Source organism: Gordonia sp. ABSL11-1 (genome assembly GCF_030315685.1).
Taxonomy (GTDB): domain Bacteria; phylum Actinomycetota; class Actinomycetes; order Mycobacteriales; family Mycobacteriaceae; genus Gordonia.
This window is the reverse complement of record NZ_JASXSI010000001.1, coordinates 1-19,315: the sequence shown is the minus strand read 5'-3', so window position 1 is coordinate 19,315 and position 19,315 is coordinate 1. Positions and strand designations below refer to the sequence as shown.

General features: G+C 68.7%; 22 protein-coding genes. 8 read left to right on the top strand and 14 right to left on the bottom strand.

The window, feature by feature from the left end; translation table 11 throughout:
* Positions 1 to 14 precede the first annotated feature (14 nt).
* The 4 genes from QSJ19_RS00110 to QSJ19_RS00095 are packed head-to-tail and all read right to left on the bottom strand — an operon-like array spanning position 15 to position 4,143.
* Positions 15 to 479, bottom strand: coding sequence for a (deoxy)nucleoside triphosphate pyrophosphohydrolase (locus QSJ19_RS00110; protein WP_286317657.1), 465 nt, complete (start codon positions 477 to 479; stop codon positions 15 to 17).
* Positions 476 to 1,543 carry an ABC transporter ATP-binding protein gene (locus QSJ19_RS00105; protein WP_286317656.1) on the bottom strand — a complete coding sequence of 356 codons (1,068 nt, stop codon included), beginning with the start codon at positions 1,541 to 1,543 and terminating at the stop codon, positions 476 to 478. The genes QSJ19_RS00110 and QSJ19_RS00105 overlap by 4 nt, the downstream gene beginning before the upstream one ends.
* Entirely contained in the window at positions 1,544 to 3,172 is a 1,629-nt protein-coding gene (locus QSJ19_RS00100) for an ABC transporter permease (protein ID WP_286317654.1), read from the bottom strand.
* Positions 3,148 to 4,143 (bottom strand): thiamine ABC transporter substrate-binding protein, encoded by a 996-nt coding sequence (locus QSJ19_RS00095; protein ID WP_286317653.1) that lies wholly within the window; start codon positions 4,141 to 4,143, stop codon positions 3,148 to 3,150. Before QSJ19_RS00095 ends, QSJ19_RS00100 begins: the two co-directional genes overlap by 25 nt.
* 382 nt (positions 4,144 to 4,525) lie before the next feature.
* On the opposite strand from QSJ19_RS00095, the gene QSJ19_RS00090 reads away from it, so the two are divergent.
* The 4 genes from QSJ19_RS00090 to QSJ19_RS00075 all read left to right on the top strand — a co-directional run bounded on the left by QSJ19_RS00090 (position 4,526) and on the right by QSJ19_RS00075 (position 8,396).
* Positions 4,526 to 5,305: an Rv1157c family protein gene (locus QSJ19_RS00090; RefSeq protein ID WP_286317652.1), complete on the top strand. Its 780-nt coding sequence runs from the start codon at positions 4,526 to 4,528 to the stop codon at positions 5,303 to 5,305.
* Positions 5,306 to 5,596: 291 nt separating this feature from the next.
* The gene (locus QSJ19_RS00085) at positions 5,597 to 6,469 is read left to right on the top strand and encodes a hypothetical protein (RefSeq protein ID WP_286317650.1); all 873 of its coding nucleotides are present in this window, start codon (positions 5,597 to 5,599) and stop codon (positions 6,467 to 6,469) included.
* A gap of 44 nt (positions 6,470 to 6,513) precedes the next feature.
* A complete protein-coding gene (locus tag QSJ19_RS00080; protein WP_286317649.1) occupies positions 6,514 to 7,692 on the top strand; it encodes a lipase family protein in 1,179 nt (392 codons plus the stop codon).
* A complete protein-coding gene (locus tag QSJ19_RS00075; RefSeq protein ID WP_286318129.1) occupies positions 7,692 to 8,396 on the top strand; it encodes a lysoplasmalogenase in 705 nt (234 codons plus the stop codon). The genes QSJ19_RS00080 and QSJ19_RS00075 overlap by 1 nt, the downstream gene beginning before the upstream one ends.
* A gap of 16 nt (positions 8,397 to 8,412) precedes the next feature.
* Here the strand turns inward: QSJ19_RS00075 and QSJ19_RS00070 are convergent, their stop codons facing one another.
* Positions 8,413 to 9,930, bottom strand: coding sequence for a sugar porter family MFS transporter (locus QSJ19_RS00070; RefSeq protein ID WP_286317648.1), 1,518 nt, complete (start codon positions 9,928 to 9,930; stop codon positions 8,413 to 8,415).
* A gap of 160 nt (positions 9,931 to 10,090) precedes the next feature.
* Positions 10,091 to 10,531 (bottom strand): hypothetical protein, encoded by a 441-nt coding sequence (locus QSJ19_RS00065; protein ID WP_286318128.1) that lies wholly within the window; start codon positions 10,529 to 10,531, stop codon positions 10,091 to 10,093.
* A gap of 139 nt (positions 10,532 to 10,670) precedes the next feature.
* Between QSJ19_RS00065 and QSJ19_RS00060 the strand changes: the two genes are divergently transcribed.
* Both QSJ19_RS00060 and QSJ19_RS00055 read left to right on the top strand, forming a co-directional pair.
* A complete protein-coding gene (locus QSJ19_RS00060) occupies positions 10,671 to 11,237 on the top strand; it encodes an HhH-GPD-type base excision DNA repair protein (protein WP_286317647.1) in 567 nt (188 codons plus the stop codon).
* A gap of 82 nt (positions 11,238 to 11,319) precedes the next feature.
* Complete coding sequence (locus QSJ19_RS00055; RefSeq protein ID WP_286317646.1) at positions 11,320 to 12,249, top strand: hypothetical protein; 930 nt, start codon at positions 11,320 to 11,322, stop codon at positions 12,247 to 12,249.
* On the opposite strand, the gene QSJ19_RS00050 is transcribed toward QSJ19_RS00055, so the two are convergent.
* Genes QSJ19_RS00050 through QSJ19_RS00020 form a run of 7 tightly spaced genes read right to left on the bottom strand, consistent with a single transcriptional unit; the run spans position 12,216 to position 16,379 of the window.
* Complete coding sequence (locus QSJ19_RS00050) at positions 12,216 to 13,583, bottom strand: WS/DGAT domain-containing protein (protein WP_286317645.1); 1,368 nt, start codon at positions 13,581 to 13,583, stop codon at positions 12,216 to 12,218. The genes QSJ19_RS00055 and QSJ19_RS00050 overlap by 34 nt on opposite strands.
* A 42-nt stretch (positions 13,584 to 13,625) precedes the next feature.
* Positions 13,626 to 14,183: a hypothetical protein gene (locus QSJ19_RS00045; RefSeq protein WP_286317643.1), complete on the bottom strand. Its 558-nt coding sequence runs from the start codon at positions 14,181 to 14,183 to the stop codon at positions 13,626 to 13,628.
* Entirely contained in the window at positions 14,180 to 14,803 is a 624-nt protein-coding gene (locus tag QSJ19_RS00040; RefSeq protein WP_286317641.1) for a DUF6286 domain-containing protein, read from the bottom strand. Before QSJ19_RS00040 ends, QSJ19_RS00045 begins: the two co-directional genes overlap by 4 nt.
* Positions 14,800 to 15,330: an Asp23/Gls24 family envelope stress response protein gene (locus tag QSJ19_RS00035; protein ID WP_286317639.1), complete on the bottom strand. Its 531-nt coding sequence runs from the start codon at positions 15,328 to 15,330 to the stop codon at positions 14,800 to 14,802. Before QSJ19_RS00035 ends, QSJ19_RS00040 begins: the two co-directional genes overlap by 4 nt.
* A complete protein-coding gene (locus tag QSJ19_RS00030) occupies positions 15,323 to 15,505 on the bottom strand; it encodes a DUF2273 domain-containing protein (RefSeq protein ID WP_286317637.1) in 183 nt (60 codons plus the stop codon). Before QSJ19_RS00030 ends, QSJ19_RS00035 begins: the two co-directional genes overlap by 8 nt.
* A 20-nt stretch (positions 15,506 to 15,525) precedes the next feature.
* On the bottom strand, positions 15,526 to 15,891 hold the full coding sequence (locus QSJ19_RS00025; protein WP_286317636.1) for an Asp23/Gls24 family envelope stress response protein: 366 nt from the start codon (positions 15,889 to 15,891) through the stop codon (positions 15,526 to 15,528).
* Complete coding sequence (locus QSJ19_RS00020; RefSeq protein ID WP_286317635.1) at positions 15,888 to 16,379, bottom strand: Asp23/Gls24 family envelope stress response protein; 492 nt, start codon at positions 16,377 to 16,379, stop codon at positions 15,888 to 15,890. Before QSJ19_RS00020 ends, QSJ19_RS00025 begins: the two co-directional genes overlap by 4 nt.
* Before the next feature lie 308 nt (positions 16,380 to 16,687).
* Here QSJ19_RS00020 and QSJ19_RS00015 point away from each other — a divergent pair, with 308 nt between their 5' ends.
* Entirely contained in the window at positions 16,688 to 17,320 is a 633-nt protein-coding gene (locus QSJ19_RS00015; RefSeq protein WP_286318127.1) for an RNA polymerase sigma factor, read from the top strand.
* Positions 17,313 to 17,780 (top strand): hypothetical protein, encoded by a 468-nt coding sequence (locus QSJ19_RS00010; RefSeq protein WP_286317634.1) that lies wholly within the window; start codon positions 17,313 to 17,315, stop codon positions 17,778 to 17,780. Before QSJ19_RS00015 ends, QSJ19_RS00010 begins: the two co-directional genes overlap by 8 nt.
* A gap of 9 nt (positions 17,781 to 17,789) precedes the next feature.
* Here QSJ19_RS00010 and QSJ19_RS00005 read toward each other — a convergent pair whose 3' ends face one another.
* A complete protein-coding gene (locus QSJ19_RS00005; protein WP_286317633.1) occupies positions 17,790 to 18,992 on the bottom strand; it encodes an acyl-CoA dehydrogenase family protein in 1,203 nt (400 codons plus the stop codon).
* Between the last annotated feature and the right edge of the window lie 323 nt (positions 18,993 to 19,315).

Sequence of the window (19,315 nt, the reverse complement as noted above, 5' to 3'; positions counted from 1 at the left end):
CCGATGCGGGGGCGTCAGGCTCCGATCGCCTCCTGCCCCAGGATGTCCAGGAGCTGAGGAACCCAGACGGCGTCGGCCGGGACGAGCACGCACCGATCGGCGAGTTCGCGCAGTTCGGCGGCATCGAACCAGCGCAGCGCCTCGTGCTCGACGGGGCGTGGCGTGCCGTCGACGATAGTGGCGAGCACGGCGACGAGGACGAGGTCGTCACGGAGTGGCACCTGGTCGTCGAGGGCGGCACCGACGCTCACGTCGACGCCGAGTTCCTCACGCAGCTCGCGGCGCAGGGCCGCCTCGGTGGTCTCTCCCGGTTCGACCTTGCCTCCGGGCAGTTCCCACAGGCCGGCCACCTCCGGTGGATATCGGCGCTGCGCCAGCAGCAACGTCTGCCGCTCGGAATCGATCACGGCGCCGGCCACCACGATTCGACGGGGCACGGCGCTCGCCTCGGCGTCCTCGCCACTCGACGACCCCGTCACGGGCCGATCACCGCCACCCGCTCGGCGACGATGCGCAGAGCGACGTCGTCGCCGATCCCGACCGCCGCCGACGTCACCGCGTCGAATTCCCCCACGGCGGTGCGGACACGAAGTCGCCGACCGGCGGGGAGGTCGGCGACAGCCACGACCACGCCGACGACACCGTCTCCCTCCGTGACGTCTTTTCCTTGTGCACCGCAACGGCTTTCGAGGTCATCGCGGCCTTCGGTGAGGTACGCACGGATTGACTCGGGTCGCAGACCGAGGAGTGCATCACCGTCCGGGAGGTCCACGGCGATCTGTCCCAGGTCCGTGTCGACGCGGGAGTCGCGCACCTGGCCGGGCACCACGGCGGTGACGCCGAGGAAACGTGCCGTCCACTCGTCCACGGGTCGGGCCCAGAGCCGACCCGGCGCAGCGGTCTGCACGATATCCCCGGAGCGCATGACCGAGATGGTGTCCGCCATCAGCGCGGCCTCGGTATGGTCGTGGGTGACCACCAGCGTGGGAGTGTCTGCGGCACGGACGATCTCGGCGATCTCCGTGGCGAGCGCATCGCGGAGCAGGCGGTCGAGCGCGGCCAGCGGTTCGTCGAGGAGCAGCAGTCGCGGCCGGGGCGCGAGTGCACGGGCGAGGGCAACGCGCTGCGCCTGACCACCGGAGAGTTCGTCGACACGGCGCCGACCGAGATCGGGCAGTCGGACGAGATCGAGCATCTCCTCGACACGGGCGGCGATGTCGGCGCGCGACCATCGACGCATCCGCAGGCCGTACGCGACATTCGCGGCGACGGTGCGTCCACTGAACAGCTGACCGTCCTGGAACACGACACCGAAGTCACGTCGATGAGTCGGCACGGCCGCGATGTCCTCGCCGTCGAACCGGATCCTGCCCGCCGCCGACGGCTCGAGCCCGGCGACGGCACGGATGAGCGTCGACTTCCCACAGCCTGACGGCCCGAGCAATGCGGTCACCACCGAACCCGAGGTACCGACGGTCCAGTCGAGACCGTCGAGGACGACGGTCGACCCGTAACAGACCTGCAGGCCGTCGATCTCGAGCATCTAGAACACCGCCCCGGTGCGCGGACGCAGAACCTCGACTCCGACGACGGCCACCGTCGTCACGGCGACCAGCAGAACCGACGCCGCCATCGCGGTCGCCAGATTGTCGGCCCCCGGCCGGTTGAGCGCCGACCCGATGAGAACCGGCAGGGTGGTCGTGTCGGCCCTGGCCAGAAAGCTCGTCGCGCCGAACTCACCGAGCGCCATGACGAAGGCGAATCCGCCTGCGGCGCCCAGCGATCGGCCGATGAGCGGTAGATCGATGGTCAGGAACACCCGGAGCGGGCCGGCCCCGAGGGTGGCCGCGGCCTGCCGCAGCCGTGGGGGGATCGATCGCAGGGCGGGCACCGCGATCCGCACCACGACCGGGATCGCGATCAGTGCCTGCACGCACGGGATCACCAATGGCGACGCGGCGACATCGGCGGGCATCGCCGCGAGAACGATGAGGTAACCGAAACCCAGTGTGACAGCACTGATCCCGAGCGGAATGGTCGCCACTATGTTCCCTGCAGCCGACCAGGCGCCACGCGCGCGGTGCAGCGCAAGGGCCGTCAGCAGCCCGACGATGAGAGCGATCACCATCGCCAACGCCGCCGTACCCAGGGAGTATCGCAGTGTCTCGAGGGGCGTGACGCCGTTCACCGACTCACCGAGCGACCGGTAGCCGTCGAGTGTCCACGTCCCGTCGGCGCCCGGGCGGACCGATCGCACGACCAGGACGAGCAGGGGAGCGACGAGAATCGTGGTCGTCCAGATCAACGCCGCGCCGACCGGCAGCCATTGCCGCCCGCGCGGCCGGAGTCGCGTCTCGGCGGGCCGGGCACCAGCACCCCCCTCGCCCCTCTCGGCGAACAGCCGTGTGAGCACCAGAGCCGCGACCACGACCATGATCTGTACCATCGAGAGCACCACCGCGTCGGGGATGCGGAAGTATCCGATCGCCTGCGTGTAGATCTCGGTCTCGAGGGTGCGGATCTCACCGTTGCCCAGGATGATGATGACGCCGAAGCTGGTGGAGCAGAACAGGAACACCAGTGCCGCGGCGCCGCCGACAGCGGGCAGCAAGCGGGGTGCGACGACCTCGACGAAGGCCCGCACGCGGCCGGCGCCCAGCGTCTGCGCAGCCTCGGCGACCTGCGGGTCCAGCGATCGCCACGCGGCTCCGACGATGCGGGCGATCACCGCGACGTTCAGGAATGCGTGCGCCAACAGGATCGGCCACAGTCCGGAACCGACGCCGGCGAAGGCGAGCGGACCGTCGAGCAGTGCGCGGAACGCAACACCCACGACCACGGTCGGCAGGACGAACGGCACTGTGACGATCACGGTGAGCAGGAACGAGCCCGGGATGTCGACTCGGGCGATGAGCCAGACCATCGGCGCGGCGACCACCAGCGCGAGTGCGGTGGACGCGGCGGCCTGGAAGAGGGTGAACCCCAACAGGTTCAGCGCATGTGTCCGGTCCAGGATGGTGCCGATCCCGACATCCGACCCGACGTCGACGGCTCGTCGTATCAGCGCGGCGATCGGCCACACGAAGAGGATCAGCAGGAACACTGCGGGAACGACCCGCAGGGCGAGTGTCCCCCACCTGCCGGGTGTCACCGTCCGACGGCCTCGCGCCATTGCTCGAGCCAGCTCTCACGATTCTGGGCGATGTACTGCGGCGGCAGGCTGACGGTGTAGGTGGGCACCGGGGCGCGCTGTTGCCAGCCGTCGGGAAGCGGCGTGTCCTTCTGCACGGGGTAGACGTACATCGCCGACGGGAGCGCGGCCTGCACGGTCGGGCTCAGCATGAAGTCGACGAGGTTGCGGGACCCGGTGGGGTTCTTGGCCCCCTTGAGGACTCCGACGTACTCGACCTGCCGGAAACAGCTGTCGAGTATCGCGGAGGTCCCCGCCGTCGCCGCGGGCGAGGAGGCATAGGACAGCACGATCGGCTTGTCGCCCTTGCCCTCCCCGGCGCTGAAGAGCTGGTTGTAGGCGATCTCCCAACCGGACACAACCGTGGCACCGCCGGCGGTCACCGACTTCCAGTAGTCCTGCCAGCCGTTGGGGAACAGCCCTATGGTCGTGAGCAGGAACGCCATTCCGGGCGACGAGGTGCCGGGATCGAGCAGCGCCGCCTGCGACGCGTACTTCGGGTCCCGAAGATCGCGCAGGCTCGTGGGCGGCTGTTGCCGGTTGTCCTCGTACCAGGAGTCGTCGACGTTGAGACAGACGTCGCCTCGATCGACCGCGGTCAGTTCGTTGTCCGATCCCGGGATCGCGAACTCGGCCGCCCCGTTCGCCGCCATCGGCGACGCGTACGGCTCGAGCGCACCTGCCTCGATGGGCCGGGAGGCGAAGGTGTTGTCGATCCCGAAGACGGCGTCCGCCTTCGGCGATCCGGGGGTGAGCGACACCGTGGACGCGAGTTGTCCGGCGTCACCCGACCGGACGACCTTCAGGGTCAGGCCGGTCTCGCGTCGGAAGGTGTCGAACACCGAGTCGGGCAATGCGAACGATTCGTGGGTGAGCAGCGTCACCTCGGCGCCGGGCTCGGCGTCGTCTCCGCACGCCGTGAGCACGGTGGCGATCGAGGCCGCCGCCAGCATCAGTCCGAATCCTCGGGTCACTCTTTTGCGTCGTGTGGCCACGGGTCGATCTAACCAGTTGCCCCGATCGCGCACGACCGCAGATCGTTACGTACCATCAGTAACAATTGAATCAACAATCACAGCAGTCACACAGTGTCGCGTTAGGCTCCCTGGACAGTGCTCGTCGTCGGCGGGTGCATAGAATGACCCGCGACGTCGATCCGGCGTCCGAGTCACTGACAGCGGAGTGTGTGACCCCAGTGGCGCACACCGACGACCGATTGGACCGGAAACAGTGCGTTTGCCTGTACTCCAGAGCCTGCGATCACGACCCAGCCCGGCTTCGCGCCGCATCCACCGCCCCGCGACCCGGACCGTGCGTCGCGTCGGCATCGCGGCGATGAGCATCGCCGCGGCGATGTCGCTGGCCGTACCGGCCGTCGCCGATGCGGCACCCGCCCCCGCCAAGCCGAAGGTCGACCAGCGGACCCTCGACTCGCTGGGCGCGTTCGCTCCGGCGATCATCGGATCGGTCGCCACCAAGGGGCCGGACGGCAAGATCAACAGCCAGCTGCTCGACCAGGCGAAGGGCCTGGCGGCCGCGCCGGGCCTGCCGCCGCAGACCAAGGCCATCTGGCAGTCGGTGATCGATTTCCTCGGCGAACCCGGACGCGCGGCACTCGTCCGCGAGCAGAAGGCTGCCGAGCGCAAGCCCGGCGACCCGGAGATCCCGAAAGGCCCCGGAGCGCCGAAGATCCAGGAATTCCTTTACCCGACCATCGGATTCGGCTGCATGCCGGGCAACGGCAGCCCCAACGGCGGCAACTCCCTCGGGCGAGCACTGCTCACGGCGGGCCCACAGCAGGCACCCGCGCCGGGCCCCAAGCGAGGTGAGGCCGGCTACGTCTACACCAGCCTCGGCACCGGCCCTGCGATCAACAACCCCAACCGCAAACTCTGGGCGACCTGGCTGAACATCGACAACGGGCGATCGGGGCAGGTCCAGCTCAAGCGCAATCCCAAGATCAACGCCACCGACGGACCCGGCACCTTCACGGGAATCGCGAAGACCGGCAAGGGACGCGTCATCTCCACCATCTACGGCGACGTCACCACCAAGAACAAGGGCAAGATCAACACCTGCGGCATCGTGCCGACGATCGGCATCGGCATCATCTGAGCCGCCGACCGCACACCGTCTGCACACCCCCGGGCCGCCCAGCGCCCCGGGGGTGTGGTCGGCTCGGCGCTCGTGTCCACACGATGCCATGACAGGCGTCACTCGCCGCTGACCAGGAACGACGTTTCCCGGCATCGTCGGTCGCCGCTTCATCGCAGCGATGTCACAGCTCGGCTTCGCGACTTGAGTTCCGCGTACACTTCGTGCTCTCTTGTAACTTGAACAACTTCTGTCACATCCGTAACAGAGGAGGGCCGTCCGGGTCTGCACCCGGTCGATGAAGGAGAACCCATGTCCGCCAGCTCGCAGCGTGCACACACCCGCCTCTCGTTCCGCCGTCCCTCATTCAGCCGCCTCTCGTTCCGCGCCCGTGCCGGTGTCGTCGGTATCGCGACCGTGACGGCCGCGGGGCTCGGCGCGCCGGCGATGGCGCCCGCGGCCCCCTTCGTCCCGCCGAACTCGTTGTCCATCCCCGAGATCCCCTACGACGCCGAGCTGGCGGCCGCGGTCCGAATGCTGAAGGACGCCGGCGTCGACCGGATGGCCCTGGAGGCAGCGCAAGCGGTCATGACGAGCGTGGGACAGCTGTCCTCGGATCAGGTGGCCGCGCGGACCCGTCTCATCCCGGAAGCGGCAGCCGCCGGCCGCGCGGTTCCCGTCGCACAGACCGACCCGCTGGCGATCCTGAAGGCCCTGGGCGTGCAACCGCTGAGTCCGTCGGCCGCCCCGTTCTGCACCGATCCCACCGCCGACAACCCGCTCGGGCTCGTGACCGCGGGCGCGGGTGCCGTCGCCGGGCCGTGGCCACTGGCGCAGGAGCCACTGGCCCCTCTGCAGCAGCTGCTCGGCATCACCCTGCCCAAGCTGAACCTCGTCGAGGACGGCCAGACCGCCTATGCGTTCGTCCCGGCGACCGCCGATGGCGTCACCAACGGGAAGATGCAGGTCGCCTGGTTCAACGTCGCAACCCTCAAGGGCGGCTTCGCCGACCTCGTGCCCGTCTCGAACAGCCCGCTCCTGAAGGCACTGCCGCTGCTGTCCGGCGTGCGGCTCGCGCCCGTGCAGACGGGCAAGGGCATCATCCTGTCCGCGGTGTACGGCACGGCCCAGAACGGCGCCCGCACCTGCTACTTCCTCCCCGCGATCGGCATCGTCGAGGCCTAGGCCCGACGACCCGCCGGCACCCCTCGACACGAAAACCTCACATCATGCCCTCGCCACAATCGCGCCGACGGTCTCCTCACCGGTTCGCGGTCCGGTCGGTCCTGCCGATCGCCTTGGCCCTCGTGATGACCGCCGCCGCCGCCGGTGTCGCCCAGCCGGCGCCGACAGCGCCCAGCGGCGGCGCACCCGCCGGCACCGTGTTCACCAATCGTGATCTGCCGAAGAACCGTCTGGCCGCCCACGCCGGATCGGGCAGCGCCTTCACCTACTGGACCACCGGCACCGACCGGCAACGTCGGCTGTCCACCGCGGCGGTCCAGCTCCCGCCCGGCGCCGCACCGAAGGGCGGTTGGCCCGTCGTTGCCTGGGCCCACGGCAGCCGCGGCATCGCCGACGGATGTGCACCGTCGGCGGTGCCGACCTCCGACGACCGGGACGAGATCTCCCGCTGGCTCGACCGCGGCTACGCGGTCGTCATCCCCGACTACGCGGGCCTGGGTACCCAGGGCACACCCGAGTATTTCGACACCCAGACCACGGCGCGTAACATCGTCGACGCCGTCCGCGCCGGCCACGACGTCGCCGACAACCTGGCACGCCGATGGGTGGTCGTCGGTGAGGGCCGGGGCGCCGCCGCCGCGATCGATCTCGCCCGGCAGGGCACGCGCGTGCAGGGCCCGACCCTCGACTACCGCGGATCGGCCGTGTCGTCGATCCCGGTCGAGTTCGACACGCTCATCGGCGGTCTCGGCCCCTCGAGCGGTTCGATGCCCGTCGGTGTCGCCGCCGACATCCTGTTCACGCTCAGCGCGATCCGGAACGCCCGCCCGGAGGTGAAGCTGGACTCGTTCCTCACCGACACCGGGATCACCTGGATGAACCGGGCGGCGCGCCTCTGCGTCGACGACCTCACCGATGCGTTCGCCGGCACACCGATGGGCCCGTTGTTCAGCACACCGCTGTCCGGCAACACCGCACTCATCGACGTCGTGTCGCGGTCGCACACGATCCCTCTCCGCGGCTTCACCCGCCCGGTGATGATGACCCAGAGCCTGTTCGACCAGAATGTCGTCGTGCCGCTGTCGCTGCGCTATCTCAACGATGCCCGGACCGCAGATCGTCGGGTCAGTGCACGTACGTATCTGGCGGTCAACGATCAGCAGTCTGATGCCCTGTCCGACAACGACATCCGGTGGTTCGTCTCCCGACTGGCGAGTCGGTGATCCGGAGGATCCGACGTCGCGGCCTGACCGGTCGTGTCACCGCTCGTCCGGTGGTCGGTCTCGCCTACGCTGCTGCGGCCACTGCTGCCACCGTGACCGGTGCACGACATCGACGAGATCTCGCCGCCGCGACCAAACCGCTGCCGCTGGTCGTGCTGGCGTTCGAGGCCGCACGGGGAGCACGGTCGCGCCGAGGAGTGGACAACGCCCTCCTCGCCGGAGCGGTCGCGTTCTCCGCGGCCGGTGATCGCGCCATGCTCCTCGAGGAATTCGCCCCGGACGGCCCCGGGAAGGACTGCAGCCTGCAGATCGGCGCATCGCTGTTCGCCGGCGCCCAGCTATGTCTGACCGGAGCGATGCTGCGTCGTGGAGCGCGCCCGACGGCATCCGGGATGGCCGTGCGGACACTGATTCTCGCGGAGTCGGCGAGCGTGCTCACCGTGCACCGCCCACGCCTGTTGCCGGTGTTGGGCACCTACGGGAACGCGCTGGGTCTGATGTCGGCGACCGCCCATGCGATGCCGAGTCCCCAGCCTCGGATGCGCTGCGGCGGATGGTTGTTCCTGGCCTCGGATCTCACGATCATCAATCGGCGCCACCTGATCCGGGATCCGCGGCTCGTCGGCGTGGCCGAGGCCTGGGTTCTCGCAAGCTATTTCGCCGCGCAGTGGTTGCTGATCACCGGACTGGCCGAGCAGGACTGACGGGGCACGCCCCCGATCAGTGCGCGTCCTTGGCCGACCGCATCGCCTCGAACTGGGACAGCCGGGTCGCGGCCGCCGCGTCCATGTCCTCGAGCTCCATCCCCTTGGTCTCCTCCACCTTTGCGCGCACGTAGAAGAACGACGCAGCCGCACAGAACGCGAAGAAGCCGTAGATCCAGCCCAGGCCGAGGACCTTGCTCATCTCCGGGAAGAGCATCGAGATCGTGAAGTTGGCCAACCAGTTCGCCGCCGTGCACACGCCCAGCGCGACGCCGCGGATCCGGTTCGGGAACATCTCGCCGAGCATGACCCACATGACCGGACCCCAGGTGGCGGCGAAGAAGACCACGAACATGTTCGCGCCGATGAGAGCGACTGGCCCCCAGCCGCCCGCAAGGGCAAGGCAGTCCTTGGTGGTATTGCCGGGCGTACAAGCTACGTCGCCCACCATCCCTGTTTGTTTGTATGTCGCCTGTGTGAACGCGACACACGCCATGACCAATCCGACGAACATGCCCACCGAACCGATCAGCAGGAGCTTGCGCCGTCCGATCCGGTCGACGAAGAGAATCGCCACGAAGGTCATGCCCACGTTGATCGCGGAGGTGATCACGGACGTGGTGAACGCCTGATCGGTGTCGAAACCGACCGACTTCCACAGGGTCGTCGAATAGTAGAAGATCGCGTTGATGCCGACGAACTGCTGGAAGATGGCCAACCAGATGCCGACCCAGACGAGTGGGTGCAGACCGAACGACGGCCCGCGGATGTCCTTCAACGAGGTGCGTGCCTCGCGCTTGACGGTCAGTCGGATCTCCTTGACCCGTTCCAGCGGATGGGCCTCGCCGGTCACCTCCTGCAGGATTCGTGCCGCCTCCTCGTCTCGGTTGCGACCGACGAGGTATCGCGGCGACTCCGGGATCATCAGCGCGAGCAGGCCGTACACGACCGCGGGCACGACGCCCACGAGGAACATCCAGCGCCAGGCCTCGAGGCCCCACCACAGTTCGTTCTCCGGGCCGTTCGCGGCGTCCTGGAGCAGCGTGTCCGACAGCAGGGCGGCGAAGATGCCGAGTGTGATCGCCAGCTGCTGCATCGATGCCAACGCACCGCGATATCTGGCCGGCGCGATCTCGGAGATGTAGGCGGGTGCGATCACCGATGCGATACCGATGCCGATGCCGCCGAGCACGCGCCACAGGAGGAGGTCCCAGACCGTCTGCGTATATGCGGTCCCGATCGCGGAGATGACGAAAAGGGCTGAGCCCAGCAGCATCACCCGCTTGCGACCCCAGACGTCGGCGAGGCGGCCCGCGAACCAAGCGCCGAGCGCGCAGCCCAACAGGGCGATGGCGACGGCGAATCCGGTGAACAGCTCGGCCAGCCCGAAGGTGTCCTGGATCGAGTCGACGGCGCCGTTGACCACGGAACTGTCGAAGCCGAACAGGAAGCCGCCGACCGCAGCGGCGACGGTGACACCGATGACTTTGGCCGTGTGTTGCTCCGCGATCTCGTTCTGGTGCGCTTCCGACATGGCACGTCCTCATCGTCGAGTCAGCAGGTGGGAGAACCCGCTCGCGTCAGTATCGGCTCTCAGGCTACTCGCCGGGGCCGAAATGTGATGTTCCGCCGTGCTTCTGCGACGGCATCGACGTCACGATTCGACATCGGACACCCGCAGGTGGCACCGGCCGTCAGGCCGTCGCACGCCCCGAACAGGTCGAGTTCTGCGCGGCCACCATCGGCACGAACGCCATCAATCCGACCTTCTGTCGGATCGTGAACGCGACGGGTCCACGGCCCGGATGCAGATCCGCCTGCCAGGTGATCACCCGGGCGCGGCTCGGCACCGTGACCGTCCCGGTCCGGCCGGTGGCGAGATTCCGCCAGGTCACCCGGGTCTCGACGGTGTAGTCGAGGAGCGGGGACGGCTGCGCCCGGCTCGACCCGATGAGCGAGATCGCCGGCCCCGGCAATCCGTCGGCAGGAAAGGGGATCTGGTTGAACACGTCGACGTGGATCGGTATCCGCGGACCTCCCCACGGGTTCGGTGTGTCGCACCGCAGCGTGGTGGCGAGGTTCGGATCGGTGTACTCCGGTACGGCACCGGCCGTGCCGGCGCCGGCCATCACCATGGGCGCGGTCACCGCCGCCAGGGCGAAGCCGACGACCGCCCTCCGACGATTCCGCCCTCGCAACGTCTGCCGCCGAATTCCCGGCCGTCCCCACCGTCGGTTCCCCATGGCGCCATTCTAGGGGTTCTAGGATGAGCCCATGGCGAATCTCCAGATTGCCCAGGACCCGGCCGCAGACGAACTGCTCTCCACCGACGCGTTCGCGTTGCTGACCGGCATGCTGCTGGACCAGCAGTTCCCGATGGAGCGTGCGTTCGCGGGACCGGCGAAGATCCGGGACCGGTTCGGCACGATGGACCCGGCGGCGATCGCGGCGGCCGAACCGGAGGCGTTCGCCGACCTGTGCGCGACCCCACCCGCGATCCACCGGTACGGACGATCGATGGCGGGCCGCGTGCAGGCACTCGCACAGGTCGTCGTCGACGACTACGACGGGAGCGCCGAGCGCATCTGGACCGAGGCGGCCTCCGGTGCCGATCTGTTCGCCCGTGTGCGAGCGCTGCCGGGCTTCGGCGACCAGAAGGCGAAGATCTTCACGGCGCTCGTGGCCAAACAGCTCGGGATCAGACCTCCGGGCTGGACCAAGGTCGTCGGCGACTACGGAAAGGTCGGCTACCGATCGGTCGCCGACGTCATCGACCCCGAGTCGCTGCAGAAGGTGCGGGAGTTCAAGAAGGCCGCGAAGGCCGCCGCGAAGCAGGGCTGACCGCGGGTCTGTTCACCGAGTCAGTCCACCGAATCAGGCGTGCCACTCCCCCTCGATCCTGACATCACCTAATGTCAAGGTCATGGACTCGCACAACGTCGACGCGCGTAGCGTCGTCGAGCTCCCGTTCCGGCTCGGGTTCGCGGTCACCGGGGTCGTGCTGACCGCCGCCGAATCGGCGGTCACCATCGCCCGGCTCACCGCGACCAGCGTCCAGAGCGAGGTCAACCATGCGCTCGGTCTGTCCGGCGACGAACTCAGCAGCGCCCGCACCCCACTCGCGCTGCTCAGTCAGCTCGCCGAACTCCTCGGTCCCGATCGTCCCTTCGGCCGCATCGTCGCCCAGGGCGGTCCGCTGGAGCGTCTGCTCAATCCCGACGGGGTGATCGATCGCCTCACCGCGCCCGGTGGGTTGCTGGAGAAACTGACGGCGTCGGGCGGTCTCCTCGATCAGATGACCGAGGAGGACGGCATCCTCGTCCGCCTGACCGCCAAGGACGGTCCCCTCGACCGGCTGACGCGGCCCGGTGGGGTCGTGGACCAGTTCACCGAGAACGAGGGCATCCTCGAACGTCTGACCTCCGAGGGCGGCATCGTCGACAAGCTCACATCACCTGACGGGGTCCTCGAGAAGGTCACCGTGCCCGGCGGTGTACTCGACCGGATGGCCGAGGACGGCGGCCTCCTCGATCAGCTCGTCGGCGAGAACGGCGCGGTCGAACGCGCGATCGCCCCCGACGGACCATTGGATCGGATCACCGAGCTGACCGAGGTGATCGGCCAACTCGCGCCCAATCTGCTCGCCATGCAGGACACCGTGCACGAGCTCGCCGAGACCGTGGATCTGCTCAACCAGACCGTCGCCCCGCTCGGTGGGCTGGCCGAGCGATTGCCGAAACGCCTGACCCGGGGTGCCCGCAACAGCTCCTCCGGCTCCTCGGGCACACCGTCGATCACCGACGGGTCCGAACGCAACGGCTACTCGCGCCCGGGCGGCCCCGACGAATCCTGAGCACACGCCGCCGCAACCGCGTCGATCGCCGATTCGAGGCGCGCGACGTACTGATCGACGTCGGCCAGGATCGTCGGAGCCGTCGTGACCGAGAGGGCGATGGTCGAGCCGATCCCGTGCACGCCATGGGTGAGGCCCTGTGCCGGCGACAGTGCGGGGAATCCGGCGGTGAAGAGGACCGGGCCACCGTCGAGGTCGAGGTCGGCCGCGCCTCGGTACACCGACGAGACCACGGTGACTCCGGTGACGCGATCGGGGCGGCGGTGCGGATCGAATCGGTCGATACCCCAACGCACCAACGGCGCGGGGACGGCGTCGGTCGCGCGACGCTCGGCGAGACGAGCGGGTTCGTCGTCCGCTTGTCGGGCCCGGTCGATCTCGGCGGCGATCGCGGAGGCACGGGCATCGAGATCGTCGATCTCGGTGTGGAGATCGATGCCGACGTTGCGGAAGTTGTTGCGTGACCGAGACGGTCGCCGGCGCCCCATGGTCAACTCCACTCCCAGACGCTCGGCGTGCGCGTCGAGTTCCGCGTGGAGGGCGACCGAGATCGCCGTCAACGCGCCGACCGTCACCGAGTGCGCCGCGGGGAAGTCGGTGCGCTCGCGGGTCAGGACCCGCAGCAGCCGTTCGGTCCCCGGCGGGCGGTTGAGCCCGGTGACGACGTAACCCGTTCCCTCCGTGGGAGGTCGGGCAAGCACCGTACGGTAGGCATCGAGGCCACGCCACAGCATGCCGGCGATCCGCAGCGGCAGGGTTGCCGCGCCGGACGCGGCGATCACGAGGGCGCGTCTCTCGATCCCCGGTCTACCGTCGCCATCGAATTCACTGTCGATCTTCCTGCCGCGCACATCATCTGACGCGGGAATGCCCGCCGGACCGGAGAACAGTCGGCGAGCGATCGCGGACGCCCGACGTCCGTCGCCGAGCGCGTGACTGACCTGTATCACCACCACGACTCCCGCTCCGCGCGGTGTGTCGGGAACGGCAGGGAACAGATGGATGCGCCATGCCGCGGACGTCGGTGTGAGCTGATCCGCGGTGAGTGCGGCGACACTGTCGAGACAGTCGCGCCACGTCGTCACGGATCGATGGAGGACGATCTGATCTGCACCGACCGGGCGATGGACCCACTGCGGATGGTCCAGGCCGGCCGGGATGTCCAGCACGCGGATCGTCAGATCGGGCACCCCCGCGGCGCGCCGGCAGAGGCCGGCAGCGCGATCATCGATCGAGATGTGATGATCGGCAAAGCAATACAGCAGGAACTGGTCGTTCGGGATCGCCCGCGACATCCAGTACATGCGCGCGTCGGCGGGTTCCATCCGCGTCATACGAGCACGGTAGCGCACGGGAGACGACCGACCGGCGGTCGATCACCTCTGCCGGTTCTCCAGGTTGACGAACGCCTGCACGTGGATGTCGGCGCCGTCGACGGCATCCCGGATGTCCTCCACGGCGTCACCCACCACAGAGGCGATCTCCGCGTAATCGTGGGAGGGCTCCGCCGTGACGGTCAGCCGGACGATCTTGCGCCCCCGGTCGTCGGTGGCGCGGGCCACCACGCGGTCGAGGGCCGGTGCCCGTGCGAGATCCTCCCCGACCGCCGATGCGATCAATTTGGGTGCCACCGTGAGGGTTCCGCTGAGATCGGAGCCGTCGAGGAGGAGGTCGTCGACCTTGCCGGGGCGGACCGTCGTCGCGATGAGTCGCCATCCCCACACCACCGCGACGACCACGACGACCACGAGAAGCACCGGCCACCAGCCGGTGTCCGCCGTCCGGGCCGCCCATCCCTGGTCGATCCGGTTCACCCACTCGTGAACCGGCGCGACGTCGGTACGCCAGAGCACCGCGGACACACCCACGAGCAGGAGCAGGAGTCCGACGAGGCCGACGGTGATGCGATGCCACGCTGCCGGACCGCGGTTCATGAGCGATCACCGCTTCGGTCGCGGACGATCTTCACTCGTGCCCGCAGCGGTGCCTCGATCGCCGACAGCACCCCTCCGACGACACGCTCGACCTCGGCGTCGACCGATGCGCGATCGACCGGTTCCCGGGTGGTGACCGAGACGGTCACCGTTCGTCGTCCGACCACGGTGGAGGCGTGACGGACCCCGGACAGCGTGGAGACGGCGGCGCTGCAGCGTCGTGCGATGTCGCCACGCCGGGTCCACATCACCTCGTAACCGGACAGGCTCAGGTGCGTTCGCCGACGGGGCCGGACCGCGAGCCACAGTAGTCCGACTCCGACGATGATGAACGCGATTGCGGCCGGCCACATCCAGTCCCACCAGCGAATCCCGACCATCCAGTCGGCGGCGGTGCGCGACCATTCGTCACCGGACAGCCAGCCGAGTTCGACCAGCAGATCCCGGATGGCGACGGCGGCAAGACCGAACAGGGCGACTCCGATCAACACTCCAGCGACAGCCGCCGCGGGGTTCGCTGCAGGAGTGAAGACCTTGGCATGGTGGGTGTCTGCGGTCTTTGCGGTGGTTGTCTTGGCGGTGGTCGTCTTGGCGGTGGTCGTCTTGGCGGTGGTCGTCATCGTCGCTCCTCCCCTGTGTCGTCAGCGGCCTCGGGGGGTGCCGGTGGCGCGAGTTCGACGAAACCGGCAGGCACCCCGGTGCCGGAGGGCTGGTCGACGGCGGTGAGCACCGCCGCGACGGTCACGTCGACACGAGATGGCCGAATCCCGGTGAACCGCGCGAGTTCTCGGGTGACGGCGATGCGCACGTTCCAGCAGACCTCGGTGAGCCGGCACGGCCAGGACACCGCGATCGTCATCTGCACCCACGGCGCGGCGGATGACATGTCGACGGTGGCCTGGGGATGGTCGCCAGCGGCGACGGCCCGCCCGGGTGTCGATCCCGACAGCATCGATCCGAGCGTCGTCTGGTGTCGGACGACACCGTCGACGTCGAGAGCGGCACGGACGGCGATCTTCTCGCCGACCCGGTCGGCGATCGTCACAGTGCCGCGGGTCGGAGTCGGATCGCTCCGCGTGGCGGATGCCACCTCGGCGTCGGCCGGAACGGTGGGCGCCTCACCGGAGGCCGTTGCCGTCTCAGCCACGGTTGCGGCTCCGGAGCAAGGCACCCAGGTCGACGGCCCCGTCACGTTGGAGTCCGATCGCGAGTCCGACCGCGCCGAGAACGAGAGCGAGGACAAAACCGCCGAATCCCCCGGTGGTGGCGGCGAGAGCCAGGAGGAGACCGGCGAGGAGGCCGACCGTCGCATTGTTGATCATGTCGTTTCCCTTGTCTTCTGTCAGTTCTCGCCGGCGCCGGCCGGGCTCGCGCTCGAGATGTCTGATCGTGTTCCGTCCGCGACCCCGGTCCCGAGCGACTCGGGTCCGACGGCGATGTCCTCGACGGTGACCGTCGTCGGCAACCCGGTCAGTCGCTGCGCGACGGCTCGGACGTCGGCGGCGACCTGACGGATGTCGTGGTCCACGTCGACGATGATGTGGATGTCGCAGGCGTCGTCGGCGAGCACGACCCCGCTGATCCGTCCGCCCGGCAGGTAGGTGGCGATCTCCCCGAAGACCCCGCCGTAGAGCCCGGTGACCCCGGGCACATCACCGACAGCATCAGCGATGTGCCGGACGGTCGGCGCGTCGTCGTCGGTGGTCACTGGACGCGAGGTGTCTCGTCGGACGGGGCGTCGTCGTCGCCGAAGTGGATGTCGTGGACCGCGACGTTCACCTCGGTCACCTCGAGGCCGGTCATCTGCTCGATGGCGGCGATCACATTGCGGCGGATCGCGGCGGCGAGCTGATGGATGGCGACGCCGTAGTCGGCGACGATGGAGACGTCGACAGCGGCCTGACGCTCACCGACCTCCACGGTGATGCCCTGGGTGGTGCTGGTCGTGGTGCCGGGCAGGACGTCGCGCACCTTGCCGACAACACGTTCGGTGACGCCACCGACGTCGTACACACCGTCGATCTCGCGGGTGGCGATGCCCGCGATCTTGGCGACGACGACATCGGAGATGGAGGTCTTGCCGCGGTCCCCGGCCAGTGCCGACTCGTTCTTGGCGAGGGCGAGGCTGGTGCCGGCGCCGGTCGTGGCGGTCGCGGGATCGGCGGTTGCCTGTTGGCGGGTGGTCGTATCGGACATGCGAACTCCTTCGTTCTCGTGGGCCGCCTGCCTGGTCGGCGGGTGTCGCCCCGTCTACGGGAGCGGCACCCACGGGTTGCGGCCCGTGTATAGAGTCAGTCGCAGTGGACACGGAAAGTGCACGCACGAATTCCGGTGATGCCGGTCACACCGACGATCCGCCGAACGGCGCGGAGACCGCCGGGGTGGGCGGCGCGACGGCCGCTGCGCCGCCCATCGGGAGCATCGCGGCGTTCCCGGGGCCGAATCGTCGAGTTCATGGCGGTTCGTCCGGCCCTCCCGAGGGTTCGGGACTCGTCCTGTCGGAGATGTCCGACGACGAGTTGGCGGCCGCGGCGGCGGTCGGCGACAAGGGGGCCTTCGCCGTCCTCGTCACGAGGGTCTCCCCCGGTCTGCTCGGCTACCTGCGACGGATGGTCGCCGATCCGCAGACGGCCGAGGACCTCGCCCAGGAAACGCTGCTACACGCGTGGAAGAGCCTCCCCGACTTCGGTTTCCGCAGTTCGTTCCGAACCTGGATGTTCTCCATCGCGCATCGTCGGACCATCGACCATCGACGCAGACGACGCGATGTACCCACCGTCGACGACCGCTTCATCGACCTCGCGGACCCGGCACCGCTCCCCGCCGAACGGGCCGAGCAGTCATCGCTCGTCGAGGCGCTGCGTCATGAGCTGGGTTCGCTGCCGGAGACGTCGCGCGCGGCATGGTGGCTCCGCGAGGCGGAAGGCCTGTCGCTCGACGAGATCTCACGGATTCTGCAGATCTCCACCGGCTCGGTGCGTGGCCACCTGCAGCGGAGTCGGCGCTACCTGTCGATACGGCTCGCCCCGTGGCGCCCCGGCGGTCCACCCGGCCCGTCCCGCGGGCGACCGCCTGATCACACCGAGACATCGCACGATGGACCGACCACCCAGGGAGAGGAGCGCAGCCGTGAATGATATCTACGTCGACGACGAGCACTCCGATGAGACCGATGCCTGGCTGGTCGAGGCGAGCCGCCGTCTCGACGAACCCAGCGGCGACGTCAACCGCCTGATCTCCGCGATCTCGGCGAATCTGAGTCGCGTCCGACGGCCCGCGCGGACCTTGTCGACCGACATCGACGGCATCCGGGTGAGTGACCGGATCCTCAAGCAGCTGTTGTCGATCCGCATCCGGTCCGCCGTGGGCCGGCTGGTCGTGTTCGTCGCGGTCGACGGTGAGGGTGACGAGGTGTCGGGCATACGGATCGGGTTGATCGCCCGCTACCAGGATGACCTTCTGACCCGGTCCGAGGAGGTGCGGGACGCCGTCGGGGATGTGCTGGCGACGGCGTTGGGCGAACAGGCGACGGCCACCGCACGGCGGAACATCACCGTGCGGTGGCAGGACGTCTACACGCGGGAGTGGCTGGCCTGATCGAGCGGATCAGCGCGAACCGGCACTCCACGCATAGGGCAGGTCGGAACCATTGAGGACGTGATCGCCGATCGCCTGCAGTTTGTAGATCAGCGGGTTGTGGACCGAGATCGTCCGGGCATTGCGCCAGTGACGGTCCAGGCGCAGCGACTCCGACGTGATCGACGCCCCGCCCACCTCGAACAGCTGCGTGGTCGCCTCGAGCACCGTGTCGATGACCGCTTGTTGAGCACGCGCGACGTCGAACTCCACACGGTCGAGCAATGCCTCGTCCTGCCCGCCCGCATCGAGGAGCTCGTCGAGTTCGGCGGCGATGTCGAGGACCAGTGTGCGTGCCGTGTACGCGGCCGACGACAGTCGTCCGATCACCTGCTGGACCAGCGGGTCGTGACGCGGGAGATCCGCCGCGGCGTGCGTGTACGTACGAGTGCGGTCGCGTACCCAGCCCGCGGTGTCGTCGAGCGCCCGCTGGGCGATACCCGCGAGTACTGCGAGCTGCACGAGCTGGAGGTACGACGTGGCGTAGGTGCGCCCGGCGACCCCGTACCCGGGTCCGAGAATGCGGTCCTCGGCGACGGCGACCCCGGAGAACTCGGTCGTCCCGCTGGCGGTCAGGCGCTGCCCGAAGCCGTCCCAGTCGTCGTGCTGGATGATCCCGTCGGCGTCGGCGTCGACGAGGATCGAGACGCGTTCCCCGTCCTTGTCGGCGGCCACGAGAATGTGGTCGGCGTAGAGGCTGCCCGTGCTGTAGTACTTCGTGCCGTCGAGGCGCCAGCTGTCGCCGGCGGCGGTGAGCCGGGTCTGATAGCGTTCGATCGCGCCGACCCCGGGCTCGGTGATCGCATTGCCGACGAGCGTTCCGCCGGCGACCCTGCGCAGCCACTGCTCCCGTGCCGATGGGTCGTCGGAGAGGAGCTGATCCTCGACGAACGACCAGTGCACCCGCAATGCCTGGGGCAGATTGGATTCCGCGGTCGCGAGGTCGATCAGCAGGCGGAAGAGCTGGCGGACGGATGCGCCGTAGCCGCCGAACTCGACCGGCACACGCAGGGCACCGAAGCGGACCTCGTTGAGCCACGCCACTTCGTCATGGGCCAGTGAACGGTCGACCTCGCGCCGGACGGCGCCGTCGGCGATCCGCGCGAAGACGGGAACGAAGATGTCGTCGAGTTCGGTGTCCGTGTACGAACTCCGGTCGGTGGTGGCGGTCACGGCAGGTCCTTTTCGTCGAAACGGGTGATCGGCGAGCACAGTGTGGTCGCGTCGGCCGGACAGGTGAACCCTTCGAACCGTGCTGAGGAAAAGGTGGGGCTCGGCGCACCTGTCACCCGGCCTCAACCGTTCTTCTCCGAACAGACAGACTCGCGAAAGTGGCTCTGCGCCTCGCATGAACACCCATTGGCTGACACCCGTGGCGACGCTCGATACTGCGCCGAGAAAGCTTCCGGATTCCCTTGCGCGTCGTACATGTGTTCCCTTGAGTTGGGGAGAGCTGTCTAGTACGTAGCTTTGGGGTATCTCACAGAAGGCTTGGT

What these genes read in the sequence shown, in the direction of transcription:
- QSJ19_RS00095 (WP_286317653.1), bottom strand. Translation starts at nt 4,143, where the DNA reads ATGCTGGCGGCGGCCTCGATCGCCACCGTGCTCACGGCGTGCGGAGAC.
- QSJ19_RS00065 (WP_286318128.1), bottom strand. Translation starts at nt 10,531, where the DNA reads ATGGTGATGGCCGGCGCCGGCACGGCCGGTGCCGTACCGGAGTACACC.
- QSJ19_RS00080 (WP_286317649.1), top strand. Translation starts at nt 6,514, where the DNA reads ATGCCCTCGCCACAATCGCGCCGACGGTCTCCTCACCGGTTCGCGGTC.
- QSJ19_RS00100 (WP_286317654.1), bottom strand. Translation starts at nt 3,172, where the DNA reads ATGGCGCGAGGCCGTCGGACGGTGACACCCGGCAGGTGGGGGACACTC.
- QSJ19_RS00045 (WP_286317643.1), bottom strand. Translation starts at nt 14,183, where the DNA reads ATGAACCGCGGTCCGGCAGCGTGGCATCGCATCACCGTCGGCCTCGTC.
- QSJ19_RS00040 (WP_286317641.1), bottom strand. Translation starts at nt 14,803, where the DNA reads ATGACGACCACCGCCAAGACGACCACCGCCAAGACGACCACCGCCAAG.
- QSJ19_RS00090 (WP_286317652.1), top strand. Translation starts at nt 4,526, where the DNA reads ATGAGCATCGCCGCGGCGATGTCGCTGGCCGTACCGGCCGTCGCCGAT.
- QSJ19_RS00030 (WP_286317637.1), bottom strand. Translation starts at nt 15,505, where the DNA reads ATGATCAACAATGCGACGGTCGGCCTCCTCGCCGGTCTCCTCCTGGCT.
- QSJ19_RS00060 (WP_286317647.1), top strand. Translation starts at nt 10,671, where the DNA reads ATGGCGAATCTCCAGATTGCCCAGGACCCGGCCGCAGACGAACTGCTC.
- QSJ19_RS00020 (WP_286317635.1), bottom strand. Translation starts at nt 16,379, where the DNA reads ATGTCCGATACGACCACCCGCCAACAGGCAACCGCCGATCCCGCGACC.
- QSJ19_RS00085 (WP_286317650.1), top strand. Translation starts at nt 5,597, where the DNA reads ATGTCCGCCAGCTCGCAGCGTGCACACACCCGCCTCTCGTTCCGCCGT.
- QSJ19_RS00105 (WP_286317656.1), bottom strand. Translation starts at nt 1,543, where the DNA reads ATGCTCGAGATCGACGGCCTGCAGGTCTGTTACGGGTCGACCGTCGTC.
- QSJ19_RS00050 (WP_286317645.1), bottom strand. Translation starts at nt 13,583, where the DNA reads ATGACGCGGATGGAACCCGCCGACGCGCGCATGTACTGGATGTCGCGG.
- QSJ19_RS00055 (WP_286317646.1), top strand. Translation starts at nt 11,320, where the DNA reads ATGGACTCGCACAACGTCGACGCGCGTAGCGTCGTCGAGCTCCCGTTC.
- QSJ19_RS00070 (WP_286317648.1), bottom strand. Translation starts at nt 9,930, where the DNA reads ATGTCGGAAGCGCACCAGAACGAGATCGCGGAGCAACACACGGCCAAA.
- QSJ19_RS00015 (WP_286318127.1), top strand. Translation starts at nt 16,688, where the DNA reads ATGTCCGACGACGAGTTGGCGGCCGCGGCGGCGGTCGGCGACAAGGGG.